We start from the raw sequence: 13,401 nt of genomic DNA, 5'->3' as shown, positions 1-13,401 counted from the left end.
CCGGTCGCCGGGCCTGCTCGCCCGGCGACCTTCAGCCCGTCAGAAGGTCAGGCGCGCTTCGACACCGATCGTTCGCGGCTGGTTGATCGAAACCCGCGCCCGCCCAGGCGCTTCCGCGCCCAGCGAGACGACGTCGGAAAGGCTGGCGATCTCGTTCGTCAGGTTCTTCCCGAAGACCGCGAGCTCGACGTTGTCGAACCGCACGCCGGCCCGCGCACCGACGATGTCGTAAGACGGCCGGAAGCGCGGGGCGAGGCTGCCGGTGGCCGGGTCGCGGATGGAGTTCACGGTCGAGATGCTGTTCGACACATACTTGTAGTCCGCGTTCACGAACCCTTCGATCCGCTCCGTCACCGGCCAGTCGTAGCCGGCCGACGCGGTGAGCGTGTACCTTGGCACCTGCTGGATGCGATCACCCGCGCGCAGGCTTCCGCCCTCGAGGGTCTTGGTGATCTTCGCATCCGTATAGCCGAAGCCAAGGCCGAGGCTCAGCCCATCGACCGGGTGGGCGTCGAACTCGAGTTCAACCCCCTGGCTGCGGGCCTTGCCGGCATTGTCGCGGAACAGGAAACCGCAAGGCAGGGTGATCGTCTGCGGGATATCACTCCAGTCGATCCGGAACACCGCAGCCGCGGCGCTGACGCGGTTGTCGAAGGCACGGCCCTTGGCTCCGACCTCATAGCTCCAGACGGAGTCCGATTTGAAGGTCGCGGTGTCCTCCGGCGTGATCCCGAGTCGCGCGAGGTCGGCCGCGCAGGACGGGGCGGTCAACGGAGCCTGGCTGCCGCCCGGCCGGTAACCCTTCGCGGCCGTCGCATAGACCTGGGCGGAATCGGTGAGCTCGTACTTGGCGGAGAACTTGGGATTGATACCGTTCTCCTTATGCTTCCGAACAGGTCCGACCTGCAGGCCGCCGACCGCCAGCCCGTCGGTCGTCGTCTGGGCCTCGGTCTTCGTCTCGAACAAGCGGGCGCCGGCCGTCAGCGAAAGGCGCTGCGTGACGTTCAGCGTGCCCTCGGCGTAGGCCGCATACTCCTTGGAGCTATCGCGGAACTGGCCGGAATAGACATTGGTGTCGAGGCCGAACTCCGCGAGTTCCGCCACCACGGTCGGCGGAAACACCTCGAAGCCCTTGGTATGGTTGTAGTAGAGGCCCGCCACGAGTTGGAAGGGCCCCTCGAAGTCCGACGAGAAGCGGAACTCCTGGGTGAATTGCTTGCCGTCTTCGTCGTTGGCGATCACGGCGCGGGCGATCGGCAGACCGAGCGCCCCCGAAAGCGCCAGCGAGTTGTCCTCGACGTTGGAGGCCGTGCGGTCGAAATAGCTCGTCGCGGAGGTGAACGTGCCGAACGCGCGCTCCAGGCGGATTTCGGCGGACGCCAGCAGGAACTTGTCCTTCGCCGACTCCGGAATGTCGAACTCGCGCAGGTTGGTCAGCGAACTTGGAACCAGCGGCACCGGCGCGAGAGGGTCCGGAACGGCCACGTCGCCGAAGGGGAACCCCTTGTAGCTGTTCTTCTGGTAGATCAGGCGCGGGGTGATCGAGAGGCTGTCGCTCGGCTTGAAAAGGGCCGCGACCGACAGGCCGGACGTCGTCAGGGCGCCCACGCCGTCAACTGTCGTGAGGCCGCCGTTGGCATCGGGATAGGCGCGCTCGAAATAGCCGGCGGTATACTCACGGATGCCCGACACACGCAGGGCAAGGGTGTCCGACAACGGGATGTTGTACGCGCCGTCGACCTGGAAGTTCGGCTTGGGCGCATAGGCCGTGTCGGAGACGCTGGCGTGCAGGCGCCCTGACACTTCGCTCGTGCTCGGCTGGACCGTGATCAGGCGCACCGTACCGCCCATCGACCTGGCGCCGTAAAGGGTTCCCTGCGGTCCGCGCAGCACTTCGATGCGCTCGACGTCGAAGATCTTCGGGTCGAGCGACTCCGGAACCGGCGTCTCGTCGATGTAGAGGCCCGTCGTGCCGCCGCCCGCGATGCCACGCAGGGCGATGGTGCGTGAGTTCACGCCATAGCTGGTGTTGCCGAACGACAGGTTCGGCACTGCCGAGGCGTAGTCGAAGAAGCTGGTCGCAGCCTTCTCCTGCAACGCTTCGGCGCTGACAGCCGTGATGCTGAGCGGCGCCTCCAGGACCGTCTCGGCCCTGCGGTTCGCGGTCACGACAATCTCAGAAATGGACGCGTCGTTCGCCGATTGCGCAAGCGCCGTGGTTCCCCAGGCCGTGGCGATCGCCGTCGACAGAAGCAGTCGAGCCGCTCGTGTGTTGATGACCATTTTCATGGCTCCCCCCTCTAATGTTGGGAGCATTTTGGTCGATTGACCGTTTTTTGACAAGCGTCCGAATTTGGAAGTCCCGCACGCCTGCCTGCCGGCTCTGGAACGCGACGAAGCTTAGCCTCTAGCGGGCGTTCAGCCCTTCCGCTGGTCTTTGCGGATGGAACTGGCTGTCGCCAGGTGGCAGGCGATGGTGAGGACGACCATCGGAATCAGGGCCAGGAAGCCGACGCTAAGCGACTGCGCGCCGTATTCCGCCTTCGCCATATCCGAGATGCGGCCAACGTAGACCGGCCCGAGGCCCAGTCCGATCAGGTTCATCACGAAGAGCAGCAATGCGCCTGAGATAGTGCGTTGAGCGGGTTTGGCCGCATTCTGGACCACCGCCAGAGCCGGAGCGAGGAACATGTTGTTCAGCAGGCAGGGTATGGCGATGAACGCCAGGGCGATCGGCCACGTCGGCGCCCAGACGATACCGAACCAGAACGGCAAGGTGATGGTGAAGGCTATGGCCGGCACCCAGGCGAACCACCGCCGATCACGGGGCGCGAGTCGGTCGACCAGCCATCCGGCGGCGATGGTGCCGACCATCCCCGTGATCCCGAGCACGATGGAGTAGTAGTTGGCGACCTCCACCAGGGTCATGCCCTTGGCTCGGATCAGGTACGGCGCGTTCCAGGCCAGCCCCGCATAGCCCACGAAGGCGCTGAGGCCGCTGGAGATCGCCGTCAGGGTCAAGGTCCGCTGGCGGAAAAATCCGCTGATTGCTTGCAACAGGGGCGGCGCCGGTTCATCGTTCGCGGCGCCGGGGACGTCGTACGCTCCGCGCTTCGGCTCGCGGATCACCAGCAGCAGGACGACGCCGAGGATGATGCCCGGAACGCCCATGGCGAAGAAGGCCGTGCGCCAGCCATGCGCCTCGGCGATGCGGCCGGCGGCGAACGCCCCCAGCATCGAGCCGGCCGGCACGCCCAGCGAGTAGATGGCCAGGGCCGTGCCGCGCTTCTCCGGCGGGAAGTAGTCGCTGATCAGGGAGTAGGAGGGCGGCGAGCCGCCGGCCTCGCCGATCCCGACGCCCATTCGGAACAGCGCGAGTTGCACAAAGTTCGTCGCCGTGCCGCAGAGGGCGGTGAACAGGCTCCACAGCGCGCAGGCGCCCGAGATGATCCAGACCCGCTTGGCGCGGTCGGCCAGCCAAGCGACCGGGAGGCCGAAGGTCGTATAGAAGGCTGCGAAGGCGATGCCTCCGAGCAGTCCGAGCTGGGTGTCGGTGAGGTTCAGGTCCTTGCGGATCGGCTCCGCCAGAATGGCGACGATCTGCCGATCCAGGAAGTTGAGCGTGTAGACGACCGCCAGGAGCCAGGCCACCAGGTAGCTGTAGGCGAGGCCGCTCTTGCCCCCGGCTCCGAGTGTTTCCTCGACGCGCGTCATACCGCTGCCCTCGCCTTGCCTTCGCCCTAAGGACCTCAGCGCTCTCCCGGCCTCTGCCGGTCGAACGTCATGCCGTCGTAAGCCTTGCGCTCTTCCGCCGCCGGATCCGCGACCACCCGGGCTTCGGCGTTGAAGACCATCGTCTCGCGGCGCTCGGCGGTGTAGCGAGGCCAGGCGCCGCTCTTCGCCTGCGGCGTTCCGCTGCGTGCGAAGGACGTCCAGTACTGCTGCACCAGGTCAGAGAGCCGCTCGGCCTGCGCCCGCCGGGCCGTGTCGTTCGGCGCCGCCGCCCGCGCCCCGGCGCCGGGTTTGAAGCCCCAGACGAAGGAATGTTCGATCGCGTGGGGCGCACCCAGCTTTGGGTCGGCCGCCACCCAGTCGAAGGAATAAAGGTAGACGTCAGGGTTGTAGCGGAGCTGAGCCTCGGCCATCCGCACGGCGGGCATGCGGAAGACGAGGTCGCCGGCGATATCGAGCGCCAGCTCGGTCTCCGTGTCGCCGGGACGGCTCTTGCCATAGAGGGCGACTAGCTCGTCCTGCTTGGCTTTCGGCAGGTCGCGCAGCACCGGCATCTCGGCGGCCTTCAGCTTGCCCATCGCCGGGTCGAGCAAGGGGTAGAACCGCAGTTCGTTCTTCGTGTAGCCGAGGAGCAGGTCGATGCTGCGGGCGCTGCCCGCCTCGAGCCGGCGTTGGGAGAAGTCGGGCACCAGCACGCCATCGGCGGTCGGCTGGAACGATCCGTCCCGTTCGATCTCGCGCAGGTCGGCAAGGGTCGCTTTCTCAATGGCGATCAACTCGTCTGCGCTCTTGGCCATCAGCTCTTCGCGCGTGCGGATCCCGCCCTTGGCGAAGAAACTCGCGGCGAAGTCGGCGGCGTGCTTGCGGCTCTTGGTGCTGCCGGCGAAGCCGCTCTGGAGGATCGCCCGGCGGAACGACCGCTCCGGCGCCTCGGTGGCGAGGAGCGCGCTGATGTTCGTTCCTCCGGCCGAGTTGCCGAAGACGGTGACATTGTCCGGATCGCCGCCGAACCTGGCGATGTTCCGCTTGACCCACTCGAGCGCCATCAGCTGGTCGCGCAGGCCGTTGTTTACGCTGGGCTGATACTGCGGCCCGGCCACGGACGAGACATCCAAGAAGCCGAAGACGCCGAGGCGATAGTTGATGCTCACCACGACCACGTCGCCGGTCTTCACCAGGTCGGCGCCGTCGGCGCTTTTGCTGGATCCCTGCCAGTTGCCGCCGCCATGGATCCACACCATCACCGGCCGCTTGCCGGTGAGGGCGGGGGTCCAGATGTTCAGCGACAGGCTGTCCTCGCTCTGGCCGTTGCTGGCGACCGTGCCGCCTTCGTCATCAATCTGCGCCGAGATTGCGCCGAACTCCGTGGCTGGCGTCACGCCCGGCCGCGCAAATGCGAGCACCGGGGGCATGAACCGCAAGGCCCCGATCGGCGGCTCGGCGTAGCGGACGCCGAGGAACGACAGGACGCCTTCCGCATCGGCCGGCCGCCCTTGGATTCGGCCGGAGCTGGTGTCGACGATCGGACCCAGGCTCGCCGCCACCGGCGCGGAGGTGCGCGCGGGGGTCTGGGCGAGCGCCGCGTCCACGCCGCCAACGGAAAGTGCCGCCGCCGCCCCGGCGAGAAGGCCCGGAAGGACGAGCCACGGTCGCGCTGAGGACGGTCGCTTCTCGGCTGGATTGGACATGCCGTTTCTCCAGATGTGCTACTTGTCGGGTCACTCCGCCTTCAGCGGAGCTCGGCCTCGCGCGAGGCGCTGCGGAACAGCAGCAGCACCCAGACCGCCTGGATCGCAGCCACGACGAATTGGTCGAAGGGGAAGGGCTCGCCGGCCACCCGCGCCATGGGGATGTAGAAGACGATGTCGCAGACCAGGTAGCCGGTCGCAAACGCCGCCGGGAGGCAGGCCGTCAAGGGCTTCCGCAACACCAGCAGCGCCAGCGTGGCGACCCAGCCGAGTAGCGTGACGGAGTTCACAAGCCGGTAGTTCTGCCCGATCTCGGCATGGATGCCGTGCTTCGTGGCCCAGGCCTCTCCGCCGCCTGCCAGGGTGGCGTAGTAGCCGAAGATGAGGATCGAGATCAGCGGGACGATGTAAAGCGCCGCCGTCTTGAGGATTTTCATGAGCTGGCCCCGGTCGGTCTTTGGTTCAGGTGTTGAGGATGCGGCGCGCCTCACGGACGCCTGACGCCACAGCGCCATCGACGTACGAATGGCGGTTGACGTCCGTGGCCTCGCCCGCGAACAGCAGGCGCCCGCCGTTGAGCGGCGCGGCGAGCGCGTTGATCACCTCGGGGCCCTTGTGGACCTTGATGTAGCTGTAGGCGCCGCGGGAATAGGGGCTGTCGGTCCAGTCGGACTGCAGGGTCTCGATCGGGCTCAGCCCCGGATCGCCGAGCATTTCCCGGAGGGCGGCGAGCACGATTCTCTGCCGCTCGTCGCGCACGTGGCGCACGAATTGCGAGATGTAGTCGGTGTGGACGTAGCACTGCGCGAGCGGCTGGCCGGCGTTCTTGGAGACGTTCTGGAAGGTGAGACGCCGGCCATCACGACCATCGTAGAACACGCGCGTGGTGAAGTTGTCCGGCAGCGGCTTCGCGAACGCCATCGCGAATTTCTCCATCAGCGCCATGCCAGTGTCCCGGATGGCCGCCTGCTTCTCGGGAGGTAGCGGCGGATCGAACTGCACGCCCCCGGCCTTCAGGCTTCCGGCGGGAGCGGTGAGTAGGACGTGACTGCCGGTGAAGGTCTGGCCGTTTGCGGTCACCGAGGCCTTGTCCCCTTCGAAGCTGACCTTCGTGACGGCATGGCCGAGCTTCACGTCCAGCCCGTCGGCCAGAGCGTTGATCATTCCGACGAAGCCGCCGACCGGCAGCAGGTCTTCCCCGCCGTGTTTGGGAAGCTCGCTGCGCCAGCGCATCGACTTGTCGCGCCCGTCTGTGGATGACCCAGTGCGCAGCATCGCCTCGATCATCCGGCGCTCGGCGCCCTTCAGGCCGCTGTTGTCGAAGTATTCCCGCGTCCACTGCTCGATGGGGTAGTCGTCCGCGGCGTTCGTCGGCGACGCCTTGGGGGCGGCAAGGCCGCGTTGGTGCCGCACGAGGTTGAGCTTCTGAACCTCGTTCAGGCTCGATTTCGTCATGGCGTCATAGACGTTGACGTGCATGTCGACGGGCGACGGCGCGGGCTTGGTCGCCCAATTCATGTCGCGGTAGACGCCGACCAGCGGATTGATCTCGGCGTCCTGGATCATCCCCCCGTTCATGTCGATGACGGCGCCATGCACGTTAGCGGTCCAGGTGCGTCCGCCCAGGCGGTCGCGCGCCTCGAGCACGGTCACCTCGACGCCCGAGTCCGAAAGGACCCGCGCCGCGGCCAGCCCCGCCGACCCGGCTCCGACGATGATCACCCTGGTCGGCTTGGCCGCCCCGCCCGTGGCTCCTTGCGCGAAGTGCTTCAGAAGGGTCTGGCCGAGGCGCGAACCCTCGCCTGCCGCGTCCGCGGAGTCGGCGGGGGCTTTGGCCTTGCGCTCACAGCCGGCGAGCCCACCGGTTGCGGCCGCCAGCAGCCCCAACGTCGCCAGTCGCGTAAACGAACGTCGATCGAAGTCTCTCATGACCACAACGCCCTCCCTCAAGATCACTTTCGCTGAGGCTCAAGCTACGCCGGGATTTCCTGGCCGCGCAACACATTCCGGACATGTGTCCGAAATCTCGCGGAGTGGGCGATGCGGTGCATCGAGGGAGGTGGTGAGATTTCTCGCGCCCTGACGGCGGTGCGACTGAGCGGGAGAAGATGAATCAGGATGGGGGCGGCCAGGCGCGCAAAAAGGGGCGTGATCGCGAAGATCTGCTTCGGGGCTCGGCAGCAGAGTTCGCACTCGACCCACGGCGGACCTTCGTCATTGCGCTGGCTCTCAGGGGATCGACCCCGCTCCGGCGGTCGCAGCTGGGGGTCGCCAGCTTCTGCCCTTCGCTTAAGGTCGGTCTCGGAACTGGCGTAAACTGCGGCAGTTGCCCTCCTGAGACTGGAGAATGCCATGGCTACACCGCCGCGTGTGGTGATCGTCGGAGGCGGCTTTGGCGGGCTCGAGACAGCAAGGGCCTTGGAGCGTGCTCCCGTCGAGGTGACGTTGATCGACCGGCAGAACCACCACTGCTTTCAGCCGCTGCTCTACCAGGTCGCCACAGCAACCCTCAGTCCAGCGGACGTTGCCTGGCCTATCCGCGCGATCCTGTCGCGACAGCTCAACCTTCGCGTTGTGATGGCGCATGTCACGGCGGTCGATACTGCGGCGCGCGTGGTGCGCACCAACGGTGGCGACTTCCGCTATGACCAGCTGGTGCTCGCCACCGGGGCGACCCACGCCTACTTCGGCCACGAGGAGTGGGCGCCGCACGCGCCGGGCTTGAAGCGCATCGAGGACGCGACAGAAATCCGGCGCCGCATTCTGACGGCGTTCGAGCTGGCGGAACTTGCGGGAGACCCGCAGGAGCGGGAGCGCCTGACGACCTTCGTCGTCGTGGGCGGAGGTCCCACCGGTGTCGAACTGGCCGGCGCGATCGCCGACATGGCGCGAGAGGCGCTGCCGCCAGATTTCCGTGACGTGGATCCGAGGCGAGCGCGTGTGCTGTTGATCGAAGCTGGCTCGCGGCTGCTCGCCGCCTTTCCGGAGCCCCTGAGCGACTACACGCGCCACGCGCTGGAACGGCGCGGCGTTGAGGTCTTCCTCGGAGCGCCGGTCACCGAGATCGGACCGCGCTTTGTCGTTCTCAATGGCCGCGCCATCCCCTGCGGCGCGGCCATATGGGCGGCCGGCGTGGCCGCATCGGCGGCCGCCGACTGGCTGCAGGCGGAGCGCGACAGGGCTGGCCGGGTCCTGGTGATGCCGGACCTCTCGGCGCCAGGATTGCCTGAAGTCTTCGTCATTGGTGACACCGCGTCGATCCGGAGCGACTTGGGGACCCCAGTCCCGGGGGTCGCGCCAGCGGCCAAGCAGATGGGGCGCTACGTTGGCGCGCTCATCAAGGCGCGAGCGGCGGGCAAGGCCGCACCGCCGCCGTTCCGGTACAGGCATCAGGGCGACCTCGCCACCATCGGCAGGCAGGCTGCCGTCGTGAACCTTGGGCGGCTGCAGCTGAAGGGGTTCGGAGCGTGGATTTTCTGGAGCTTGGCGCACGTCTACTTTTTGATTGGCTTGCGCAATCGCATCTCTGTGGCGTTCAGCTGGGCCTGGGATTACGTCACCTTCGGTCGACGCGCCCGCCTGATCACAGAGCCGGCGAACGCGCCTTCGGCTGAATCTGCTGCTACCGGGCCCTCAGCTTCCCCATCCGCAGCGTCCAGCGCCAAGTCGGCGGGGGTCGACTCCACGTCCGCCGCCGTTTGGGGCTGACGGCTTACGAGCGACGTCCACACGTCCGCAAACCACCCACAGGCGACGTTCGGAAGGCCCGCTCTCCGGTCACCACAGCGGATCAGAACATTAGACTTGGCCAAAATCCCTTTGGATTTACGCTGTGGATTGGAAAGTGCTCTAAAGGCCGCGCTCCGCCCTGCAATCGAGATCATTTGAGTGTTCGCGAAGCTAGATTGTCATTGGTTACGCTCGTAACGGCCTGGTGAATTGATCTGGCGAGCCTCTGCCGGACAATGGAACCAGCCTCAGGTGAGCGGCCCACCAAGTAAAACGAGCTGTGATACTCGCTGTATCAACCCGCAAAGTGCCTGCGGCGGGAGCTTCGGCGCGGTGTCCACTCCGACAACAGAGCGCATCGGGCTGGAACCGACCCCGATCGGGCTTCGAGTCGTCGTTGTCGACCTGAACAACTTCTATACTTTTCTTACGCTGGCGATCGGCATTCTTCTCGCATCTTTGCGGAACGCAGGGTTCGAGGCCGACCTGCTTTCGCCACTCGCGTATGACGTGCCGGCGGTCGAACGGGAGCGGCCCGACAGGTATTTGGATCATCTCGCGCGCCGGCTGCACTTTGCGACCGGCCCAATGAAGATCGCGAGAGATGCTGCTCGAGCGGCCTACTACGGGAGGCAGAACCGGCCTCACCCCAGAGTGCTCGCGATGGTCAAGCGCGCCCTCGAGGGCAAGCCGGACGCCCTCCTGCTTTCCGCCTACCTTCAGCATTTCAACACGGTCCAGGCGCTGGCGCGGCTTTCGGCTCAGGCCCGAGTGCCCGTGCTGCTGGGCGGTCCGGTCTTCAACCTTCCACAGGTGGCCGAGGCCTGGAGGGATATCGAAGGTGTCGCCGCGATCGTCGGGGCGGAAGCTGACACGGTTCTGCCCGACCTCGTCCGCACGCTGTGCCGGGGCGGCGACCTGACCGCGTTTGAGGGAGTCACTCTGCCCGACGGCCAACGAACGGCGGACGCCAGGCCCCTGCGCCCCCTGAGTCGACGGCTGGTTCCCGATTTCACCGACTTTCCATGGGAGCGCTACAGGGTCCGGATCATCCCGCTTATGGCAGGTCGAGGTTGTCAGTGGGACCGCTGCACCTTCTGCAGCGACATCAGCTCTGTATCGGGACGGACCTTCCGGAACCGCAGCGTCGACGACGTGATGTACGAGATGCGCGAACAGTCTCGCCGCCACCAGACGCAGAACTTCATGTTCCTCGACTTGAAGCTGAATTCAAATCCGAACCTCATGCGCGGGATCGCCGAGAATGTGCAGCGGAACGTGCCTGGAGCCCAGTGGATCGGGACGGTGCACGTCGACCAGCGTGCCGACAATGGGTTGAGCCAGAGGGACCTCCAGGCTGCCGTCAAGTCGGGGATGCGACGGGTAAGCTTCGGGCTCGAAAGCGGCAGCCAGCGGATGCTGGATCTGTTCGACAAGGGGTGCACTGTGGAGCGGAACGCGGAGTTCATCCGGACCGCGCACGACGCGGGGCTCAGCATCCGCTGTACAATGTTCAGCGGCTATCCAGGCGAAACGGCTCATGATCTCGATCTGACGTCCGAGTTTCTGAGCAGACATGGACCTTTCATCGACCGTGTCCGTTTCAACGCCTTTTCTCTTCACCAAGGCACGATCATCTACGATCGGCTGCACCGCGACTCGACCGATTTCCCAGAGATCAAGCTCGGCGACCCGAACGCTCGGTTTGGACGGCGCGGGTTTGTGAACGAGGGCGAACGCCCCCTCAGCTACCGCCGTGCGCGGACCCGCGTGCTGAACGCCGTCTACGCCATAAACAGCCGTGAAATCCGCTCCTCCGCACGCGAGTTCGACGGCTTGATGTGAGGGCCGCATGTCCAATCGCCCTGCGAGTCAACCCGCGCCGCGTCGCCGCCGCCCGTGGCTGACGCCGGAGAAAGAAGGGGCCGCAGCGCCTCAGCCCACGTCGTCCGACGGCGCGAAACTCAACGTCTGCCTGTTCAACAGCGACGATCCTCGTGGGGGCAAGATCGGCGGGACGAGCACCTACGTTCGAGATTTCATCACCTACCTCCCGAACGACATTCGTCTGTTGCTGATTGCGCCCGACGAAATCGGCGACCTCGATCCTGGCGCCATCAACCAGGTTGTCTTCCGCAACCGGCAGATCGACTTCCTGCCGCTTTACCGGGCCCCGACGGCCTACAATGAATATCCCGCCAGCATAGCTGCGTCAGAAACCTTCAAGTTCGCCCGAGCCCTCGTTGGTCACTGGACGCAGTTGCGGCCCCTCCTTCGCCGCGGGAGCTATTCAGTCGAAGTCAGACGCGTGGAGCTCTCGCCGATCGTCTGGTCCTTCGGGCGTCCCTTCATCCAGATGGTGCACGTCTGGGGCCCAAAGGATCAGCCCATGAGCTCGATCCTCGGACGGCATACCGTGCTCCGCGGGATCTTGGAGGCGTTCGCAGCCACGACCGCCGCACGCTTCTTCTCGGTGAACCCGCAGATGACGGCCATGTACAAGCGCGTCTTCCCCTGGGCGGCCCGCAAGATGGCCACGCTGACGACCTGGGCCGATCCTTCGACCTTTCGCCCCAGCCCCTTCGACCTGACCGAGGACAAGATCCGTCTCGCCTACGTCGGGCGCGCCGACAAGTTCAAGCGTTTGGACCTCGTGTTCGAGATCGTGGCACGGCTGGCGGACATCGCGCCTGCACCCGTCGAGCTTCACTACGTTGGTGACGGCGATCTGACATCTATCCCGGGGTATGCGAGGGTCTCCAGCTTGGTCGTAAACCACGGCGTGCTGCGACCGGCAGAGATCGCGGCCGTCTGGCAGACGGTCCACATCGGGCTACTCACCTCCGAGTTCGAGGGCATGCCGCGAGCGCTGCTCGAAGCTTTGTCGTGCGGAAGGCCCGTGGCGGCCTTGCACCTGCCGCAGCTTGAGACCGTCATCTCGCACGGCCTGAGCGGCGCCTTGGTGCCGCGCTCAGCAAGTCCGGTGCTTGAAATGGCCGCCGCGATCCTGGAGCTCTACGCTGGGATCCGCAGTGGCAGGATCGAGCCCGCCCGTGTGGCGGAAAGCATCGACGCCTTCCGGCCCGAGCCCCTGCTTGGTGAAGTCTATGCCGAACACCGCCGCCTTCACCAGCGGAGGCCGGCGATTCAAGAACTCGAACGCTGGCGCCTCGCGCGCCGCCTCCAAACAAGCGTGCGGCGCCTACAAGGACAGTACGAGGCTTGAGCGTGCTTGCGGAGGAGAAGCGAACGAACCTGGCGCCCGACATCGTGGCCATCATCGGCTGCGCGCGAAGCGGCAGTACCGTTCTCGAAGGCAAGGTGCAGCAGGCCGCGAACGTTACGGGTCTCGGAGAGGTCGCCCACCTTTGGAGCAGAGGGTTTCTGCGAAACGAGCTCTGCGGCTGCGGCGTGAACTTCTCGAGATGTGAGTTCTGGACAGAGGTTCTGGCGAGAGCGTTCGGAAAGGTTCAAGTGGCCGACGCCCGCCGGTTTGACGCCGCGTTCCGCTCGGCGGTCGGCGGCGTCGTCCACCTGGAGACGCCGTCCTGGCGCCCGCTGCACGTTGATCCCCTGTTCGGGGCCATCGCACGCGACCTCTATCGCGCGGCCCACCAGATCGGCGGCGAAAGACCTTTGGTGGACTCCAGTAAGCCTGCACATTTCGCGGCCTCGCTAAAGGCGTCGAGCGTCGGGCATGTGCTGCCGCTACACGTATTCCGGAGCCCTGGCCGGAACGTGCAGAGCCTGAGGACGTCGAAGCCGCGACCACAAGCACAGGAGATCGCCTACGCGATGATGCCGAGTTCCCGGACCTTGGCTCACGCAATTGCCCATTGGATCTTCCGGAACGCTCAGGCCAGCAACTTCATCCGTCACCACGATGGCTGCAGCGCGACGATCTTCTTCGATGGCTTCTGCCAGGATGTGGACGCGCAGTTGCAGGCGATCATGGAGCGTCTCGCCCTTCCAGCCCGGCAAGCCGGCCGCGCTGAGACGTGGCACAGCGTGTCCGGCAATCCCGTTCGCTTCCAGCCGAATGGGCTCGAAATCAGAGGTTCGGACGACGTAGTTCCTCTCACTGCCTTCGGGAGCGCGGTCGTTCGATTTACAACAGCTCGTCAGCAGATGCTGCTTGAGGCGCGCTCGCTAGGGACGCACCAGGTTGGCAATGAGTGGCGGAGATCGGCGAAGGTCAGCTAACCAACCTCTGCTGACGCCCCCGTCGTCTGCTCTCCGCACGAGCGCATAA

General features: G+C 65.8%; 9 protein-coding genes. 4 read left to right on the top strand and 5 right to left on the bottom strand.

What is annotated here, in order from left to right:
• Positions 1-39: 39 nt before the first annotated feature.
• From ACILRF_RS00410 to ACILRF_RS00390, 5 genes are all read right to left on the bottom strand, one after another.
• A complete protein-coding gene (locus ACILRF_RS00410; protein WP_395670281.1) occupies positions 40-2,169 on the bottom strand; it encodes a TonB-dependent receptor in 2,130 nt (709 codons plus the stop codon).
• 249 nt (positions 2,170-2,418) lie between these two features.
• Complete coding sequence (locus ACILRF_RS00405; RefSeq protein ID WP_395670280.1) at positions 2,419-3,714, bottom strand: spinster family MFS transporter; 1,296 nt, start codon at positions 3,712-3,714, stop codon at positions 2,419-2,421.
• Between the two features lie 35 nt (positions 3,715-3,749).
• Positions 3,750-5,420, bottom strand: a complete 1,671-nt coding sequence (locus tag ACILRF_RS00400; RefSeq protein ID WP_395670279.1) for a carboxylesterase/lipase family protein — start codon at positions 5,418-5,420, stop codon at positions 3,750-3,752.
• Positions 5,421-5,461: 41 nt separating this feature from the next.
• On the bottom strand, positions 5,462-5,857 hold the full coding sequence (locus ACILRF_RS00395; protein ID WP_395670278.1) for a hypothetical protein: 396 nt from the start codon (positions 5,855-5,857) through the stop codon (positions 5,462-5,464).
• 25 nt (positions 5,858-5,882) lie between these two features.
• Entirely contained in the window at positions 5,883-7,349 is a 1,467-nt protein-coding gene (locus ACILRF_RS00390) for a flavin monoamine oxidase family protein (protein ID WP_395670277.1), read from the bottom strand.
• 423 nt (positions 7,350-7,772) lie between these two features.
• Between ACILRF_RS00390 and ACILRF_RS00385 the strand changes: the two genes are divergently transcribed.
• The 4 genes from ACILRF_RS00385 to ACILRF_RS00370 all read left to right on the top strand — a co-directional run bounded on the left by ACILRF_RS00385 (position 7,773) and on the right by ACILRF_RS00370 (position 13,352).
• Positions 7,773-9,128, top strand: a complete 1,356-nt coding sequence (locus ACILRF_RS00385) for an NAD(P)/FAD-dependent oxidoreductase (RefSeq protein ID WP_395670276.1) — start codon at positions 7,773-7,775, stop codon at positions 9,126-9,128.
• A 354-nt stretch (positions 9,129-9,482) separates the two neighbouring features.
• Positions 9,483-10,994: a B12-binding domain-containing radical SAM protein gene (locus ACILRF_RS00380; RefSeq protein ID WP_395670275.1), complete on the top strand. Its 1,512-nt coding sequence runs from the start codon at positions 9,483-9,485 to the stop codon at positions 10,992-10,994.
• Positions 10,995-11,001: 7 nt separating this feature from the next.
• Positions 11,002-12,375, top strand: coding sequence for a glycosyltransferase (locus tag ACILRF_RS00375; RefSeq protein ID WP_395670274.1), 1,374 nt, complete (start codon positions 11,002-11,004; stop codon positions 12,373-12,375).
• Positions 12,372-13,352, top strand: coding sequence for a hypothetical protein (locus ACILRF_RS00370; protein ID WP_395670273.1), 981 nt, complete (start codon positions 12,372-12,374; stop codon positions 13,350-13,352). Before ACILRF_RS00375 ends, ACILRF_RS00370 begins: the two co-directional genes overlap by 4 nt.
• Positions 13,353-13,401 lie beyond the last annotated feature (49 nt).

It is taken from the genome of Phenylobacterium sp. (genome assembly GCF_044236515.1).
GTDB lineage: Bacteria > Pseudomonadota > Alphaproteobacteria > Caulobacterales > Caulobacteraceae > Phenylobacterium.
The sequence above is the reverse complement of the archived record's forward strand: the minus strand, read 5'-3'. Positions and strand labels throughout refer to the sequence as shown.

What these genes read in the sequence shown, in the direction of transcription:
- ACILRF_RS00395 (WP_395670278.1), bottom strand. Translation starts at nt 5,857, where the DNA reads ATGAAAATCCTCAAGACGGCGGCGCTTTACATCGTCCCGCTGATCTCG.
- ACILRF_RS00405 (WP_395670280.1), bottom strand. Translation starts at nt 3,714, where the DNA reads ATGACGCGCGTCGAGGAAACACTCGGAGCCGGGGGCAAGAGCGGCCTC.
- ACILRF_RS00375 (WP_395670274.1), top strand. Translation starts at nt 11,002, where the DNA reads ATGTCCAATCGCCCTGCGAGTCAACCCGCGCCGCGTCGCCGCCGCCCG.
- ACILRF_RS00400 (WP_395670279.1), bottom strand. Translation starts at nt 5,420, where the DNA reads ATGTCCAATCCAGCCGAGAAGCGACCGTCCTCAGCGCGACCGTGGCTC.
- ACILRF_RS00390 (WP_395670277.1), bottom strand. Translation starts at nt 7,349, where the DNA reads ATGAGAGACTTCGATCGACGTTCGTTTACGCGACTGGCGACGTTGGGG.
- ACILRF_RS00385 (WP_395670276.1), top strand. Translation starts at nt 7,773, where the DNA reads ATGGCTACACCGCCGCGTGTGGTGATCGTCGGAGGCGGCTTTGGCGGG.